Here is an 18692-nt window from a genome sequence, read left to right as displayed (position 1 = left end):
CCGGCGGTCAGGCGAGCATGTCCTCGACGACCCCGTCAGGAAGCTCGTCGATACGTTCCACGAGCTCGGACTCGACGACTTTGGCCATCCCGCCCACCGTGCTGGCCTCGAACAACCCGCCGAGGTCGAGCTCGATCGGGAATCTGCCCCGTAGCCGCGAGATCACCTGTGTCGCGAGGATCGAGTCGCCACCGAGTTCCTGGAAGTCGTCGGTCGCCGTCACGTCGGGCAGTCCCAGCACGTCCGCAACCGCTTCGGCGACCATCGCCTGCAGCGCCCCACCCTCGGGCGTGTCCGGTGGGTCGCCGCCGGCGAGGTCTGCCGGCACGGCCGCCTCCACATCGGACGCCGCACCGACGTCCCCGAACTCCACCTCGTGGACCTCGGCCGTGGTCGCACCGGGATTCTCGGCGAGCAGTACGGATTCCATCGCCCGGTCCTCACGGGTGGCCAGCATGGAGAACGAGCGCACCGCCGACAGGCCCGCGCGTTCCATGGCTCTGCGCCACATCGGAGCGTTCAGCAACGGCCCGTTCGGCAGTCGGGCGTCCTCGTAGCTCCACCAACCCGGCATCAGTCCGAAGGTCAACGTCGGGAAGGGCTGCACCCGCGTCACCTCGAGCACGAGGACGACGCCACCCGGGCGGAGAAGCTTCCGTACGTTCGCGAGAGTGCGATCGATCCGCGGAGTGGCGTGCAGCACGTTCGTCGCCAGCACCACGTCGTAACCGGCCGGGGTCACCGACTGCGTCGCCGGGTCCCGGTCGATGTCGAGCACGGCCGTTTCGAGGCACCCGTGGTCACCTCCGTAACGGTCGGCGCCGTAACGAGTGAAACCGCGGGAGATGTCGGTGTAGGTGTACCGCACCTTGTCCGCGTGCGCTGAGATCGCCGGAAGCACCTTGGCCGCCGTGCCCCCCGTTCCGGCGCCGACCTCCAGCACTGCCACGCCGACGTCCGGATCCCGCGCCAGCCGGGCGTCGACGTAGTCGCCCACCAACCGGGCGACCAGGACGTTGGCGTCCTGATCGCTGTGGTAAACGTCGCCCACGGCGGTGAAAGATCCCTCGGGGAACAGCACCTCGTGGGCTTTGAGTCGGCCGGTCAGCACATCGGGGTAGGCGTCGAGGCACGACGTGAGGAGCTTCGCGAAGCCCGCCATTTCGGGTCTGCTCTCGACGAGCCTGCCCGCCAGTTCCTCCACTTCGGACATGTCCCACCGCAGCGTCATCGACGCGCAGGCTTCGGTCGTCGTGTAGACGCCGTCGTAGGACACGAGATACCCCGCATCGGCCAGCAGGTGCAGCAGACCGCCGATGAGCCGATGATGCTCGGGCACGACCCCGAGGCGTTCGATCAACTCACCCGCGGTGTGACGTTCACCCGCCACCTCGAACACACCCATGCGCCGTAGTGAGGCGAGCAGCAGACGCTCGCACAGTGCACCCAGCTCGGCGGCGAGTTCTTCCGCAGCCAGCGCGGCCCGCAGACTGGTCCGTTCGGGATCCGCCGCGAAGTGCGCCGCGGCGGCCGCATCCAGCTCCGCCAGCATCGACGGAACGCCGTCGGGCTCCTCCCGTACGGCGGGTCCGCTCGCCTCCCCCGATGTGTCGTCCCTCGCGGTGGCCGTGGCGTGCGGGGTCAGGGGTGCCTCCCCCGCCGACGGACGTTCGATCGGCGTCCCGTCCGCCCACGCGTGCTCGAACCGGTTGCGTTCAAACGGATATCCGGGCAGCCCGACGCGCCCGGGCGCCGATCCCAGATGCAGCCGTGCCCACGCGACGTGCTCCCCGTTCGCCCATTGGCGCGCAGGCTCGGCCAATGCGGCGGGAAACGTATCGATGTCCGCGGACTCACCTGCGGCGACCGCGTCGAGCCGATCGGCCAGTTCATCCGTGGACGAGGCAGGCACCACCGCGCGTTCGGCCATGGATTCGCGTCCGATCTGCAGGGTGTAGGCGACGTCGGCGACGTCGGTGGCGGCGAGCGGACCGCGCAGGGCCGCCGCGAGCTCCGCGGCCTTGGTCCGGAGACGCTCCGCGCTGCGCGCCGACAACGGAACCAGCTGTGGCTTCGGCATCCCCCGCTCCGGCCGTTCCGGCGCAGGGTGGTCCGACAACACCAGGTGTGCGTTCGTCCCGCTGTAACCGAACGAGCTGACGGCGGCATGCCTACGCCCATCGCTCGCTGGCCGCCAGGGCCGCTCGTCGGTGTCCACGCGAACCGGCGCGGAGGAGAAGTCGATGTGCGGGTTGGGTTCGTCGAAGTTCGCCGACGGCGCGGTCACCCCCTCTCGCATGCTCAGCAGCACCTTCATCACGCCGAGCACGCCCGCTGCTCCCATCGTGTGACCGACGTTGGCCTTGACGGACCCGACGGGGAACAGGCCGGTCCCGGGAGTGAGGTCCGAGTATGCGTCCGTGATGCCCGCGATCTCGATGGGATCCCCGAGTGCCGTTCCGGTGCCGTGCGCCTCGTAGTAACCGAGTTCGGCGACGTCGACGCCGCTGCGATCGAGCACCTCGCGCAGCAAGGTCGACTGTGCCCGGGTGCTCGGCGCGGTGATGCCCGACGTTCTGCCGTCCTGATTGGTCCCGCTCGCACGGATCACGCCGTGGATCCGGTCGTTGTCGCGGACCGCGTCGTCGAGTCGTTTCAGCACCAGCACGCCGACCCCCTCACCGACGAGCATCCCGTCGGCCGAGGCATCGAACGGGCGGCAACACCGGCTGGGCGAGACGGTTCCCAGGCTCTGCATCGTCAGAAACACGCCGGGGTGGTTGCACACGTACACGCCGCCCGCCAGCGCGACGTCGGTGGCCCCGGACAGCAGCATGCGGCGAGCCACGTCGATGGCTACGAGCGACGACGAACAGGCCGTGTCGACCGCCAGGGCCGGGCCCGCCAGGTCCAGGTGGTACGCCAACCGGGACACCATCACGCTGGTGTCCGATCCCAACAGCGAGTGCGCCGTGTACTCGGCCTGCGGAGCCAGTCCCGTCGTGCCGATGACCGTCGCGACCCGTTCCCCGCGCAGGCCGGCGGCATCGATCGCGGCGTCCTCGAGAGCGTGGTAACTGCTCTCGAGCAGCACGCGCTGGGCGGCGTCCATGGCGGCCGCCTCCGTCGGCGAGATCCGGAAGAAGGCGGGATCGAACGCGTCCACGTCGGGCATGGCGCCGTACCGCGGCAGTTCGGTACCCGGGAACGCCCGGCGGTACATGTCGAGGGCGACCGGATCGGCCAGCTCGGAGGTGACGTCCTTGCCGGCACGCACGATCCGCCAGAACTCCTCGGTGCCGGTTGCCTCGCCCGCCCGGCAGTGCATGCCCACGACCGCGATGTCCTCACCGGCGGACCTGTCGGCGAGCACCCTCTCGATGTGCGACGCCAGGCGCCGCACATCGGGATGTTCCGCGACAACTCCAGTGGACAGGTTCGTGCCCAGCTCGGCATTGATGGCCTCGACGAGCGACACCGACCTCGACAGGTCGAGCCCGGCGAGGGTCGTCAGATTCAGCTTCGCCGCGGCCTGTTCGACGATCTGCACGACGTCTGTCATGTGTGGCTCTCCCGATCTCCTGCGCCGATGAACGCCGTCAGCGCGTGGTGGTTGGCGCTGTCCCGCTCGGCGGCGGCAGCAGCGGTGTCCTTGAGCAGGCGGAAGGCGACCGGCCGGACCCAGCCCCTCCTGCGCGGCTCCGCGAGCGCGTCCGCCGCCCCTGGCATACCGGCCTCGTCCGGTTCGGCCAGCTCCTCGAGCACCAACCGCGCCGAACCGAGGACGCCGACCCAGGTGTCCACGCTCGCCACGTGTAGGCCCGAGGCCGGGTCGTCGAGGTCTCCCCGCAGAGTCCCGACGTGATCGGAGACGACCAGTCGGCCGCCGTCGATCAGCGCCGCGTCGATGCGCGCGAACAGCTCGCGTTTCCTGCGCACCGAAGCCAGGCCGCCGAGCAGGACGACGAGGTCGTAGGTTGCGGGCAGCGGGACGTCAGGGTCGGCGGGAAGCGTGTGCACGACCGCATCACCCTGTCGAGCCGCCAGCTCCGCGAGGCGATCGCCGCCCCCACCCCCCACGTCGGCGATCGCGCCCGCAGACGCGATGTGCTCACCGCCGAGCACGCCGGCCAGGGCGGCGTCGGACTCGAGCCGCTCCGCAGGTTTCGCCTCGTCGTTCGCGGAAGGACCACCGGAGATCCGTGCGGACAGCCGATCCAGCAGGTGCCCGGCGAGCGCACCGGCCGTCGCCTGGTCGAACACCAACGTGACCGGCAGGGTCAGACCGGTGATCTCGTCGAGGCGATTACGCAGTTCGACGGCGGTGAGCGAATCGAAGCCGATCTCGGCGAACCCGGTGTCGGCCTCGACGTCCGAGGAGCGGAATCCCTCGAGGACTGCCGCCACCTGCTCGGCCACGACCCCCAGCAGCAGCTCGCGTCTGCGTGCCGGCTCCGCACCCGCCAGCCGGTCTATGAGCGGCCGGTGTCCCGCCGTCCCCGCTCCGCCGGCTGCGTCCGGGGGCTGCGGCTCTCCCTGAGCTGCCGGCACCGGGATCGCAGACGTGACGGGAACGGTCGGCTCCTGCTCCGACGGCCCGTCCAGGCCTGCGACGCGGCGCAGGACCGGGTGCACCGGGCCGGAGCGCATCGCGGGCACGTCGAGCTTCATCGGCACGGCCACGTCGGCACCGTCGGCGAGCGCTGCGTCGAAGAGCCGCATACCCTCCTCGTCGGAGAGCATGCGGAACCCGCCGCTCGCCATCCGTGCGGCCGCAGCCTCGTCGAGGTCGCGGGTCAGGTCGCTCTCGGTCGCCCACAGTCCGAACGCGATGGACGTCGCGGCGCGGCCCTCGTGCCGCCTGCGCCGGGCGAGCGCGTCGAGGAACGAGTTCGCGGCGGCGTAGTTGGCCTGTCCGGGGTTGCCGAGTACCCCGGCAGCGCCGGAGAACGTCACGAACACGTCCGGGTCCGCCTCGCGCGTCAACTCGTCGATCAGCACCGCCGAGTCGATCTTCGCGGCGAGCACGGGTTCCAACCGGGCTCGTGTCTGACCGGCCAGCATGCCGTCGTCGAGCGCACCGACCACTTGGACAACCCCGGTCAACGGCCGGTCCTCCGGGATGCCGGCGAGGAGCCGGGAAACCTGGCCGCGATCGGTGGCGTCACAACGCACCACCGACACGTCCGCGCCCCGCGCGGTCAGGTCCGCCACCAGCTGCTCAGCCCCCGGCGCGTCCTCGCCCCTCCTCGAGGCGAGGACGAGATGTCGCACGCCGTGCGCCGTGACCAGGTTCCGCGCGACGACCGAGCCGATCGTGCCCGTGCCGCCGGTGATCACCACCGTTCCCCCGGGGGCGAACGACCGCGGCATCGTGAGCACGACCCGGCCGACGTGGCCGCCGCCGCTCATGAGACGCATGGCCTCGCGAGCGTTGCGGACGTCGAACACCGTCCGCGTGGGCGGCGGCAGTTCGCCGCGTTCGAACAACGGCAGCAGCTCGTCGAAGATGTGGTCGATCCGTTCGGGGCCCGCCTCGACGAGGTCGAACGCGGTGTACCGGACCCCGGGGTATTGTCGCGCGACGTCCTCGGATTCCCGAATGCCGGTCTTGCCCATCTCGACGAACCGCCCGCCCCGTGGCAGCAGGCTCAGCGACGCCTCGACATGCTCGCCCGTGAGCGAATTCAGCACCACGTCCACGCCCCGGCCGGATGTCCCGGCCAGGAACGTGTCGGCATATCGCGTGTCGCGGGACGAGGAGATCATCGCCGCGGGCACTCCGAGCCGTTCCACCTCGCCGTGCTTCGCAGACCCCGCCGTGGCGAACACGTCGGCGCCGATCCACGACGCGAGATGCACCGCCGCGCTGCCCACCCCGCCCGCGGCGGCGTGCACCAGTACGGACTCGCCCGCGCGCAGATCCGCGACCTCACAGAGCCCGTAATACGCGGTCAGATAGGCCACCGGCGTGGCGGCTGCCTCGGTGAACGACCAACCGGCGGGCATGTGGCGCACGGTGCGGACGTCAGCGACGCACACCGGCCCGATCCCGCCGGGCAGCAGTCCGAAGATCCTGTCGCCACGGGCGAATCCGGTCACGCCCGGTCCGATCTCCGTGATCACTCCGGCGCCTTCCGCCCCCAACACGAGGTCGCCCGGATACAGGCCGAGCGCGCCGAGCACGTCCCGGAAGTTGAGGGTCGCCGCTCGCACTGCCACGCGCACCTGTCCCGCGGCCAGCGGGCGCCGCGCATCCGGAGCGGGCACCAGCGACAGCCCGTCCAGTGTGCCCGGGGCCGTCGTGTCCAGGCGCCACGACAGCTCGTCGGGCACCCCCAGCGCCGAACTCTCGGCGGCCTTCGCCAGCCGCGGTACGAGCACCCGGCCACGCCTCACTGCGAGGTGGAGCTCGTCGGCCGCCACGGCGCCGGCGACGGCCGCGGGGATCTCGGCGGCCCGCGTGGTCGTGTCGATGTCGACCAGCACCAGCCTGCGCTGGTACTCGGACTGCGCGGTACGGAGGATGCCCCAGACCGGTGCCGTCGCCAGGTCGAGAACGTCCTCGCCCGGCTCCACCGCGATCGCGCGCCGTGTCACCACGACGAGCGTGCGGCCACGGTTGGCCGGATCGGTCAGCCAGTCGCGCACGCTGTCCAACACCACGCCGGTGGCCTCATGGGCCTCCGACACCTGCACATCACCCGAGGCCTGCGTCCCCGAACGGTCCGGACACGAGAACACGACGTAGTCGCCGTCCTCCCGCGCATCGACCGCCGAGGCCAGTCCGAACGGATCGGCGCCGAGCAGCGTCCATGTCATCGCCGACGCCCGTGCCCCCGCGGTATCGACCTCGTACCAGGCCGGCACGAGGAGGGCGTCCCGTACGAGGTCCGGGCCCCTCCCCGTTGCCGAACGCAGTACCAGTGAGTCGAGGTGTGCCACGGGTCTGCCGGTGCTGTCGGCCAGCTGCAGGTGCACCCCGCCGTCCTCGGCCTCCGCCAGCCGCACCCGCGCCCGGGGACCGCAACCCGGCGCGTGGATCGCCATGCCCGTCCAGGCGAACGGCAACAGTCCGCCGCCACCGTCGGCCCAGGCACCGAAGCCCATGGCATGCAGGGACGAGTCGAGCAGCGCCGGGTGCACGCCGTAGCGGCGCGCCTCGTCGTGCCGTTCCGCCGGCAGCTCGACCTCCGCGAACACCTCCGCGCCCCGAGCCCACACGGCGCGCAGGCTCTGGAACGACGGGCCGTAGGTGTACCCGGCGGCATCCATCGCCCGGTAGTAGTCGTCCATCGGCAGCGCCTGCGCCCCCGGCGGGGGCCACTCGGCGAACCCGAAACCGGCTTCCTCCTGCCGCGGCGAGCAGGTCCCGCCCGCGTGCCGGGACCACGGCCGGTTCTCGACGGCGTGCACAGGACGCGACGTCACGTCGACCGTACGGCGGCCGTCCGCCGCAGGTGCGCCGAAGGTGATCCGAACCGTGACCTCGTCCCCGTTCGTGAGGTCCAGCGGGGCCTGCAACGTGAGTTCGTCGATCCGTGCCGTACCGACCCCGTCCCCAGCCCGGCACACGAGGTCCACGATCGCCGTGCCGGGCAACAGCACCCGGCCGTTCATGACGTGATCTCCCAGCCAGGGATGATTCGTCAGGGACAGCGTCGCGGTGACGACCACCGTGCCGTCGTCGAACGTCGTGGCGCCCGCAGGGTCCAGCATCGGGTGGTCGTCGACCACATCCGGCCGCGTTACCGGGTCCGTGTTCGGCTGCGTGACCGTGTCCATCACCGGCGCCTCCCCGACAGGAGGGCGGCCTTGACCGCCGTCCTCCGGCGGGTCCACCCAATACGAGGTCTCGGCGAACGGATACGTCGGCAGGCCACCGAGCCTGCGCGGCCTGCCACGCTGATGTACCGACGACCACGCGATCATCCCGCCCGACGCCCACACCCGGGCGAGCTCGTGCAGGGTACGACCCTTGGCCCGCTCGGCTCGGACCGCTGTCGGGGGACGCGTGGCTTCGCCGGTCTCCACCGCGTTCGCCGTGCCCGAGCGCCAACGCTCCAACAAGGACACGACGCCCTCGATGCTTTCGGCCACGAGCGCAAGACGGTGCCGCATCGGCTCCCTGCCGACCTGGGTCGTGTACGCCACCCGTTCCAGGTCCAGTCCGGGATGCGCCCTCAGATGGGCGATCCAGTTGTCCGCCGACTTCTCGAGCTGCTCGGGTGTCCGGGCCGACAACACGAACAGCGCGGGTCCGTGACCGGTCGTCCCTTCGGCCGCCGGTGCCTCCTCGACCACGGCGTGCGCGTTCGCTCCACCCGCGCCGATGCCGGTCACCCCGGCGCGTCTGGGCGGACGTCCCCCGTCCACCACGGGCGGCTCCCACGGAGCAGGCACGGCGGAGAGTTCGAACGGGAGTTTGTCGGTGTCGATGGCCGGGTTGAGTTGCGCGGGCACCCGCGTCGGAGGGAAGGTGCGTTCCCGGAGTGCGAGCACCACCTTCGCCAGCTGAGCCATTCCCGACGAGGCCTCGCCGTGACCGATGTTGGGCTTCACCGAGCCGATCCTGAAGGTGCCCGCGGTCTCCTCGCGGCGGCCGCCGAACACCTGCGTCACGGCGCTCATCTCCACGGCGTCACCGATCTCCGTGCCGTTGACGGTCGTCTCGAGGTACCCGATCGTGTCGGCGTCCACACCGGACCGGCGCAGGGCCGCGGTCATCACGTCGGCCTGGCGCTTCGGGTTTGGGCTGGTGAAGCCGACGGTCCTGCCGTTGTGATTGACCGCCGTGCCGCGAATGACCGCACGAATGTCGTCCTTGTCGCGTTCGGCGTCGCCGAGGCGCTTCAGCACCATGACGCCGACGCCTTCACCCGGCACGATGCCGTTGCCGCCGATTCCGAACGCGGGGCATTCGGACTGGCTGGACAGCATCTTGACGGCGCCGAGCTCGGCATACGTCGACGGGTGCAGATACAGGTTCACACCGCCGACGAGCGCCATCGCGCACTCACCCGATCGCAGGCTCTCCGCCGCCTCGTGCAGCGCGACCAACGCCGACGAGCACGCGGTGTCCACCGGCTTGCTCGGTCCACCGAGATCCAGGTGGTACGACACCCGGTTGACCATGTCCCCGAACGATGTCCGGGGAAGCTCCACACCCCGCTCGGGCCCCAACCGATCGAACCCGAGCTTCGACGCGCCCGCGAACACACCGGTCGCCCTCCGCACGTTCGCGTCGAGTCCGTGCGGGCAGTAGCCGGCGTCCTCCATCGCCTTCCAGCATTCCTGCAGGAAAATCCGTTGCTGCGGATCCGTGTTGCGCGCCTCCTGGTCCGACATGCCGAAGAACTCGGCGTCGAACCGGTCGAAGTCGTCGAGGAAGGCTCCCCACTTCGAGTGACTCTTCGACACGACCTCGATGCCCTGAGGGTTCGGCGTGTAATGCCGGCGCCAGTCCCACCGCCGCGCCGGAATCTCATCGATCGCGCCGCGGTTCTCGGAGACGAGATCCCAGTAGGCACGCGCATCGGGCGCGCCGGGGAAGCGGACACTCATGCCGACGATCGCGACCGGGTCGTCGGCGGCGGCGCCCTCCCGTTCCGCGAACCGAACCCGTTCGGCCTCCGGGGCCGGCGTCGGTGGCGTCGGTGGCGTCGAGGCCACGGGGTCCGCGGCGGTGCCGCCGTGTGGGCCCGCCGTCACGTCAGCGGCCTCGCCCGGCTCCCCCGCTGCGACCCGGTTCTCCGAGTTCGCACCGACGCCTGTATCCACTGCGGACGGCCCGAACCCATCGTGGGAGCGGATCGCCACGATCACCGCTTCGGGTGCGTCCTCGGCATCCGACCCCGGGGGCAGCGGATGTACGCGGACCTCCGTGAAGCCCGCGGCGACCAGGGCATCGGTCCAGTCATCGGCGGACAACAGGGGCGAGCCCGGCAACCGCATCGAGCGGTTGGCAGGCCACCAGCGTTCCGTCAGGCCGAACACCATGACCAGAGGCTCCGGTGCCGAGACCGTCTCGGCGAGAACGAGTGCCCCACCCGGCCGCACCAGCTCCGCCGCGTTGCCGAGCGCCGCGTCGATGTCGTCCACGGCATGCAGGACGTTGGCGGCCACCAGCACGTCCGTACCACGGGCCGTTGCACCCTGGGCCGCCGGTCCGACCGTGATGTCGAATCCGCTGAAGTCGACGAAGTTCCGACCGCCTCCGAACCGGCGTCGGGCATCCTCGACGAACCACGGCGACGGGTCGGTGCACGAGTACCGCACGCGATCCGCGAACGGCTCCACGGCCGGGAGGAGACGACCCGTCGCACCGCCCGCACCGGCGCCGAGCTCGGTGATCGACACCGCCCCGTCCGTTCCCCGGACCAACTCCTCGACCACCGCCGCGACCACGGAAACCGCGTCGTGATCACCGGGTCCGTCCACCGGCGGGTCGCCGCCCGGGAACAACACGTCGGCAGTGCTCCGCCTGCCGGTCAGCACCTCCGGGTAGGAGGGGACGCACCGTCCGACGAGTCGGGCCATCGGTGCGGTACCGGGGAACTCGCCCTCGATGCCCTCGATCATCGAGGCCACTTCGGCCGGCGACAGCTCGCGCAAGGGGTGCGGCGCGACCACGTCCCCCGCGTCGCGCTGCAACGTCCCCGCCGTGACGAGCACGTCGAGCAGCGTGTCGAACAGCGCCCGGTGCCGGTCGACGACCCCGATCCGGTCGGCGAGTTCGGCGGGGCCTGCCCGCTCCCCCGGCGCAGCGAACGCTCCCATGCTGCGGACGGCGCCGGCGAGCAGTCGCCTACCGACGACGGTCAGCGCGTCCATTCCCTGTTGGACGACGAGTCCTGCGCCGGGATCCGCACCCTCGAGCGCGGTGCGGGCGGCACCGGCCAACCGGTCGGCGAGCAGCGCCGGATCCTGGGTGGTCGAGACGGTCGAAGTCATCGGTGGGTCACCGCCTGGGAGTAGGGAGTTGCCGTAGCGAGGCGGCGCCGGTTGCCGGAGCGGCGGCCGGCGGCGTCGGTGGTCGTCGACTTGCGCAGCCGGAGCAGCAGGTAGGCCGCCGCGCCGCGTTCCAGGGGAACCGCGAGGTCGGTGTGGAAACGCCAGCGATACCGCTCCCGGTCGGCGAGTGCCGCGGTGTGTTGGTCGACGTCGAAGTCGGCGAGGAAGTGACCGGCCTCCGCGCTCGCATCCACCACCTCGTCAAGCACGAATCCGGCGTCGGCGAGGTGGTCGAGCCAGTCCTCCCGCGTCGACAGCACGATTCCGGTACGCCGGTCGGACACCTCGGAGCCGACCGCCAGGAATTCGGCGAGCAGCAGCCTTCCGCCTTCGGGCAGCACCGCGGCGATGCCCGTCAGGTACGCAGCCTTGTCGGACACGTAGTGACTGCCTTCGACGCCGAGCGCGACCTCGTGGAAGCCCGTCACGGTTGCAGGATCGTGGTGTTCGACCGAGACACGGCCGTCCAAGCCGTGTTCCTTCGCGGCGCTCCTGGCGATGTCGGCCTGTTCGGGGTCGCCGGCCCGGACGTGGACCTTCAACCCCGGGTGACGACCGGCGAGCCGGAGGCCCGCCGCACCCCGCACGCCGTGGAGATCGATGAGGCCTCCCGTGCTGTCGAGGTCGGTTCCCGCCAGCAACACGTCCAGCAGCTCCGCCTGCCGTTCCCTGACGAGTTCGGTGTCGTCGGGATCGGCCTCGGGGTCGACCAGCACCCGACTGGCGGAGAACCCGGTCTCACGGGTGGGAAAGGGGGCGATCCACGTCGGCGCTACCGGCCAATCCGGCACCGGCGTCGCCGCCACGGCCGAGGCAGTGCCGTTCCCGACGGGGCCACCCTTCAACCGGGCGGACTCGTCGGGGAAATCCGCCGCGAGACTCTGCGCGACCTCGCCCACACACGAGAACTCGAACAGCAGCGTGCGCGACGCCTCGGGAAACACCTCCCCGATCCGATGATTCACCCGCGTCCGCACCACCGAATCCACACCGAACCCGTCCCACGGCGACCACGGATCCACCGAACCAACCGAACGACCCAACTCATCGGCCACCACATCCGACAACCACCCCACGACATCCCCGCCGCCGGAAGCCGTCACCACGTCCGATGCCGAGACCACCGTCGCGGGCTCCTGGGCGGGAGACGACGTTCCGGTTCCGGAGACTGCAGGGATAGCCGCCGTGAGCCGGGCGGACTCGTCGGGGAAATCCGCCGCGAGACTCTGCGCGACCTCGCCCACACACGAGAACTCGAACAGCAGCGTGCGCGACGCCTCGGGAAACACCTCCCCGATCCGATGATTCACCCGCGTCCGCACCACCGAATCCACACCGAACCCGTCCCACGGCGACCACGGATCCACCGAACCAACCGAACGACCCAACTCATCGGCCACCACATCCGACAACCACCCCACGACATCCCCGCCGCCGGAAGCCGTCACCACGTCCGATGCCGGTTCGTCCTCCGTCACCCGCACGTCCGCACCGTGTAGTGACCGGCACTCGGCCGGAAAGTCGGTGCTGAGCAGTTCGACGACCTCGTCGATGGTGGTGAACTCGAACAGAAGCGTGCGCGAGGCCGCCGGGAACGCCTCGGCCAGTCGCTGGTTCACCCGCGTCCGCACGACCGAATCGACGCCGAACGCGTCGAACCGCTCCCACCGGTCGATCGCCGCCGGGTCGATTCCGACCTGGTCGGCGACCACGCTCGTGAGCCACCGAGCCACGTCCTCGCGCAGCGCGGAGGGGCTCCCGGCCCGTGGGCTCGGCGGGACGGTGGCCCGAGCCGGTTCCTGCGTGGACTCCGGCGCCCTCACCGGGTCCGGGCCTGCGTCCGTCACGGCCTCCGGCTCGGCGACGGCGTCCGCAGCGGCAGGGACGTCGGGGGCGGCGAGCGCGACCGAAAGCGGCTCCGGCCTTGCCGAACCGGCCCCGGGCGGCCCCTCGGCGGCCGACCTCCGCGGAGCCATGCGGTCGCGACCGTAACGCGTGCGGGTGAACGGATACCCGGGCAGCGACACACGCCTCCCACCGGTCACCGGCCAGTCGATCGCGGCGCCCGCGCACCAGGCGGCGGCGAGGTCGGGCAAGGTGCCGCTCGGGGGTGTGTCCCCCGAGTTCCGTGCCCGGCCCCGGACGGTGCGGCCGCCTGCGCCCCCCGAAGCGAGCAGCCGCAGCTCACCGACGAGATCGTGTGTCGAGTCGGCGATCACCACAGCACGTTCGGGCAGCGCTGTCCGTCCGAACTGGAGCGTGAACGCCACGTCGGCGAGGGTGGGCGGTTCCCACGTCGACGTCGGTCGCGCCTTCTCCGAAACCGGCGCCAACTCGGCGATCAGGGCGTCGACGGATGGCGCCTCGTACAGAGTGTCCACGGTGACCTCCCGGCCGGCCTGCCGCGAGAGCAGCACGGCCAACTGCGCGAGCTGGTGCGGCTCCGCACCGTGGTCCTCGAGCGTGTCCTCTCCCCGGATCTCCGACGGCGCGGTTCCGAGCAGGTCCGCGATGAGTGTGCGCACACCGTCGTCGCTCCCGGAGCCTGCCTCCGATGTGGCCGACTCCAGATGGTCGGCGAGCCGGGCGGCCAGTGCGGAGAGCCGGTCACCGTCGCGTGCCGACAGCGGGACCGCGACCGGGACGGAGGCAGGCGTCGGGGATTCCGGCCGCGCGACGTACTCCTCCACCACGATGTGGGCGTTGGTTCCGCTGTGCCCCATGGAGTTCACCGCCGCCATGCGCGGCCTGCCCGGAGTCTCGGGCCACGGCCTGCCGATCGAGTCGACGCTGATCCCGGATCCCTCGAGCTTGATCATCGGGTTCAGCGTCCGGAAGTTCGGCAGGCCGGGGAACCGGTTGTTCCGCATGCTCAGCAGCACCTTCATGAGCCCGATCGCCCCTGCTGCCGCCCCGGTGTGTCCGATGTTCGCCTTCGCGCTGCCCATGACACATCCGGCCGGGTTGCGCGGGTGTTTGGCGAAGGCCCTGACCAGCGCGCTCGCCTCGACAGGATCACCGAGTGTCGTGCCCGTACCGTGCGCTTCGACGTAGCCGATGCGTGACGCGTCGACACCGTGACGGCGGTACACCGTGTCGATCAGCCGTTCCTGTGCCTTGCCGTTCGGGGCGGTCAACCCGTTGCTGGCTCCGTCGTGGTTGATCCCCGTGGCACGGATGACGCCGCGGATGTCGTCACCCGCCGCTTCCGCATCGGACCGTCGTTTGAGGACGAGGACGGCCACGCCCTCCGAGAAGATCGTGCCGTTGGCCGAGTTGTCGAACACGCGGCACTCACCGGACGGTGAGAGGACACCCATGTCGGCGAGGAGGTTGAGCGGTTCCTGGCTGAGGCCGACGTTCGTCCCCGCAGCGAGCGCGATGTCGCACTCACCACTGGTCAGGCTCTGACATGCCAGGTGGATCGCCACGCTCGACGACGCGCACGCCGCGTTGACGACCAAGGTCGGTCCGTGCCAGTCGAGAAAGTACGGCAGTCGCGCTGCGACGAGGGCGTCCGACGCGCCGGTGAATGACTCGTGCAGGTACCCCGCCGGTTCGGAACCGACGAACATCCCGGTGTCGGAACCGGACAGCGACATGGGGTCGATGCCGGTGTCCTCCAGCGCGTGCCAGGCCTCCTCGAGCAGCAACCTCTGGTGCAGGTTCATCGAGTCGGCCTCGCGTTCGTCGATCCCGAAGAACTCCGGGTCGAAGCACTCGCGATCGTCGATCACGCCGCCCCACCGGTAGCCACGGGCGTTCTCGCCGAGGAGCTCGCCGGGGAGCTCGCCGACCGCAGTGCGGCCCTCGGCCAAGCTTTCCCAGAAGGACGTCACGTCATCGCTGCCGGGAAACCGGCCCGACATGCCGACGACGGCAATGTCCAGGGCGTTCGCTGCGCCCGGGGTCGTCTGCTCGTGCCCCGCCCCGTCGGCGAGGTAGCGATCCACGACAGATCGGAACTCGGTACTCGTCATCGCTGCCCTCCGGTGGAGTTGCCGACCAGGTCGGCGAGGTGGTCGGTCAGTTTGTCGATGGTCGTGTGGTCGTAGAGGATCGCGGCGTCGAGCTCGAGGCCGAGCTCCTCGCCCAGTTCGGACACGAAAGACATTCCTGTGATGGAGTCGACCCCGAGTTCGGCGAACGCCTCACGCGAGGACAGTCCGTCCTCCGGGACGTGCAGCACCCGGGCGAGCCTCCGGACCACGAGTGCCCTGATCCGGTCCCGGTCGACGGCGACCGCCGGTTCCCGGTCCCGGTCCGGCGCGGCGCCACCCGCCCCCGCTCCGACAGAACCTTCGGCCCCCGGTGTCGTGGACGTCGGCTCCGGCGGCACCTGTTGCGTCGGCGACTCCGGACGCGGCCCGGCTCCGCCACCCGGTTTCAGCCCGATCGTCTGCGCAGGACCGCCGGCCGTCAGCAGTCGCACGGCCGCGTCGAAACAGGCCGCTCCCTCGTCGTCCGAAAGGAACCCGACCCCGGGGTGGTCGGCAGCCGCCGTACCGAACGAGGACTCCCAGGCTCCCCAGTTGAGAACGCCGACCGGGAACGGCGCCATGGCGGAGATCGTGCGGGCGAACGCATCCGCGAAGGTGATGCCCGCCGCATACGCGGGGTGCGTACCGGCGCCCCCGAACGCGAACGCCTGCGCCGACGACAGCAGGCACAGGAAATCGAGCGGCTCCGCCGCCACCGCAGCGGCGATCTGGACGACCCCGTTGGCCTTGACGTCGTAGTGCCTCCGGAACTCGGCCTCGTCCACCTCGGTGAGTGATCGGGCCTGCTCCGTGATCGTGGCTGCACCCGCGAACACCACGCCGTTCAGATCCCCGAGAGCAGCCTTCGCCTCGTCGATACCCGTCCGCAGCTGCGCCGCATCGGTGACGTCCGCCCCGACGTACACGGGGCCGACGCCGTCCACGGTGGCCGCCTCCACGGCCGCGCGAACGCCCGCGTCGTCGGCCGGCCGACGGCCTGTCCAGGCGACCCGTGCGCGATAGTGCCGGTGGAGGTGACGCGTGATCGCTCGGCCGACCACCCCGGCTCCGCCGACGATGAGATAGTTTCCGCCGTCACGGAGCGCCGGCAGCCCCGCAGGCGGTTCGACGCCGTCGAACCGCTGCCGGTACCGGCGTCCACCCCGTAGGAGCGTCGGTTCTGCCACAGGACTGGCGGGCTCGGCCAACAACGCCGTCGCAACACGGTCATGGTCGTCCTCCACGGTCGAGACGTCGACGTTCCGCACTGCGAACCGCGGCTCCTGCGCGGCCACGAAGTACGCGAGTCCCGTCAGCCCGGCTCCGCGCGCGTTCGCCGCCGTGCCGTCGAGCCCGTGTGTGTCGTGGGTGGTTACGTGCAGTGCGATCCGGTCCCCACGAGCCACGGCCGACAGTGCCCGCACGAGCCGCACCGCGAGCAGCTGGACGTCGGCGTCCGAACGTGCGTGCCGGTCCTCGGCTCCCACCACGAGGTGCACCGTGTCGACGGCCGGGATCCCGGCCAACACCCCGCGGAACGGATCCCCGTCGTGGACGGAGACCACGCCGGGGCCACTCGCCGTACCGGTCGTCAACCGCACGACGTCGGCACCATCCCGACGATGCCGCGACGCGACGGCATCCGCGAGCAGCGGTGCCCCGGAATCGAGGACGACCACGGCGGCGGACTGCGACATCGGAGTCACGGGCGCCTCCCGCTCCGTCCACACGGGAGTGCGTAACAGCCCACGCGCGGATTCCGTCGGGACCACAGCCTCGTCACCCGACGCGTTCCGCACCGACAGCTTCTCCTGCGCCACCGACCCGGACGTGCCGTTCCCGGGTTCGATCGCGGGCTCACCGGCGTGGTCGGTGAACCAGTACCGCTCGCGTTCGAAGGGGTAGGTCGGGAGGCTCGTGCGCCGGGCTCCGGGGATCGTCGGCCACGGCACGGTCGCGCCGCCGACCCACCGTTCGGCCACGGGCCGCAGATCCGCATCCTCGCCGTGCACCCGGATCCGGACGTCTCCGAGGAACGCGTCGAGTCGCCGTACCAGCTCCTCGGCACCGGACACGACGAAGGCGGCCCGCTGCGCGTGTTGAGGGCGCCCGTGCTGAAGCGTGTACGCGACGTCCGAGAGTTGGGGAACCGCGCCGTCCCTCGGCAGCGTCGCCGCTACCCCAGCGGTCGTGTCCGCCGCGGTGAGCCGGGGGGCTTGTCCGGTGCGTGACAGCATGGCCAGCGACTTCGCGATCCTGGCGAGGTCGCCGGCCACGATCCCGTACTCGTGCCACGGGCGTAGTGGGTCGATGGCCGCGGCGTCGGTGCCGAGTACCTCGGCGAGGATGCGGGACACCTCGCCGACGGGGTCCGTCGTTCCGCCGGACATCCGCTCGCGCAGCCGGTCGGCCGATTCCCGAAGTGCGTCCGTCGTGCGCGCGGACAGGGGTACGACGACGGGGCCGCCGTTCGCGACCGGGATCCGCTCGTGCGCGTGTTCCTCGACGATCACGTGGACGTTGGAGCCGGTGGCGCCGAACGAGCTCACGCCCGCCCTGCGTGGCGTCCCGTTCTCCGAGGCCCAGTGGGCGACCTCGTGCTGAAGACGGAACGGCGTCCCGTCGAGTTCCAGCAGCGGGTTGGCCCGGTCGGAATGCAGCGTCGGTACCAGTGTCCGGTGGCGGAGCTGCAGAATCGCCTTGGTCAAACCCGAGATGCCTGCGGCCCCCTCGGCGTGCCCGATGTTGGACTTCACCGACCCCAGCGAGCACGATCCGGCGGGCACGTCGCTGCCGAAGGCGTCGGTCAGAGCCCGCACTTCGACCGGGTCGCCCAGCGACGTCCCCGTGCCGTGTGCTTCGAGCACACCGATGCTTCCGGGCTCGGCACCGGCGTCCCGGAGCGCATCCGTCAGTACCGCCGCCTGCGCCGCCGGGTTGGGAACACTGAATCCTCCCGCCGCACCGCCGTGACCGACCGCAGTTCCGCTGACGACCGCGTACACGTGATCGCCGTCGCGTTCGGCGGCCGACAGCGGCTTGAGGACGACCGCCCCGACTCCGTCGGCCGATACGTACCCGTCGCCGCCGTCGCCGAACGAGCGGCACCGGCCGTCCGTCGCGTGCATGTTCACGAGTCCGTACGAGACGTACTTCGCGGGATGCAGCGAGAGGTTCACGCCACCCGCGATCGCCACCGAACACTCTCCCGCACGGAGGCTCTGCACCGCGAGATGCACGGCCGTCAGCGACGACGAGCAGAGCGTGTCCACCGTGAGGCTCGGCCCGTGGAAGTCGCAGAAGAACGACACCCGGTTGGCAACCTGTCCCTGACTGAGCCCGATCGGCACGGGTGCGCCGCCCCGTGCGGCATTGTCCGCACCGAGTAACGGATAGTCCTTGTGCATTACGCCCGCGAACACGCCGCCTCGCCGCCTGCCCGATGCTCCGTCCGGCGGGCACAGCGTCTCCGGCGTGTGTCCCGCGTCCTCGATCGCTTCCCAGCACGTCTCCAGGAACAGGCGCTCCTGCGGGTCGAGCACCGCGGCCTCGCCCGCCGAGATGCGGAAGAAGGAGGCGTCGAAGGCGTCGACGTCCTCGACGAAGCCTCCCCACGACGACACCGGACGACCGGTGGCGCTTCGCACGTTCTCGAAGCGCCGGGGATCCCACCGGTCCGCGGGCACTTCGGTGACACTG

The 18692-nt window shown here is 70.9% G+C and carries 4 protein-coding genes (1 of these 4 cut by a window edge); all 4 read right to left on the bottom strand.

Annotation, left to right across the window (positions count from 1 at the left end):
- Nucleotides 1-7: 7 nt before the first annotated feature.
- Tightly spaced (each overlapping or abutting the next), the 4 genes in view from LY13_RS00350 to LY13_RS00335 form a layout consistent with a single transcriptional unit that may run on beyond the window.
- A complete protein-coding gene (locus LY13_RS00350) occupies nt 8-3562 on the bottom strand; it encodes a class I SAM-dependent methyltransferase (protein WP_253826079.1) in 3555 nt (1184 codons plus the stop codon).
- Complete coding sequence (locus LY13_RS00345) at nt 3559-10953, bottom strand: SDR family NAD(P)-dependent oxidoreductase (protein ID WP_253826078.1); 7395 nt, start codon at nt 10951-10953, stop codon at nt 3559-3561. Before LY13_RS00345 ends, LY13_RS00350 begins: the two co-directional genes overlap by 4 nt.
- Nucleotides 10950-14993, bottom strand: a complete 4044-nt coding sequence (locus tag LY13_RS00340; protein WP_253826077.1) for a beta-ketoacyl synthase N-terminal-like domain-containing protein — start codon at nt 14991-14993, stop codon at nt 10950-10952. Before LY13_RS00340 ends, LY13_RS00345 begins: the two co-directional genes overlap by 4 nt.
- A protein-coding gene (locus tag LY13_RS00335; protein WP_253826076.1) for a non-ribosomal peptide synthetase crosses the window boundary here: on the bottom strand, nt 14990-18692 show its 3' end. The gene runs 20165 nt beyond the window's last position; only the last 3703 of its 23868 coding nucleotides appear in the window; the start codon falls outside the window, past its right edge; its stop codon occupies nt 14990-14992. Before LY13_RS00335 ends, LY13_RS00340 begins: the two co-directional genes overlap by 4 nt.

This window comes from Prauserella aidingensis (genome assembly GCF_024171865.1).
Taxonomy (GTDB): domain Bacteria; phylum Actinomycetota; class Actinomycetes; order Mycobacteriales; family Pseudonocardiaceae; genus Prauserella; species Prauserella aidingensis.
This window is presented reverse-complemented; position numbering and strand designations above follow the sequence as displayed.

What these genes read in the sequence shown, in the direction of transcription:
- LY13_RS00350 (WP_253826079.1), bottom strand. Translation starts at nt 3,562, where the DNA reads ATGACAGACGTCGTGCAGATCGTCGAACAGGCCGCGGCGAAGCTGAAT.
- LY13_RS00345 (WP_253826078.1), bottom strand. Translation starts at nt 10,953, where the DNA reads ATGACTTCGACCGTCTCGACCACCCAGGATCCGGCGCTGCTCGCCGAC.
- LY13_RS00340 (WP_253826077.1), bottom strand. Translation starts at nt 14,993, where the DNA reads ATGACGAGTACCGAGTTCCGATCTGTCGTGGATCGCTACCTCGCCGAC.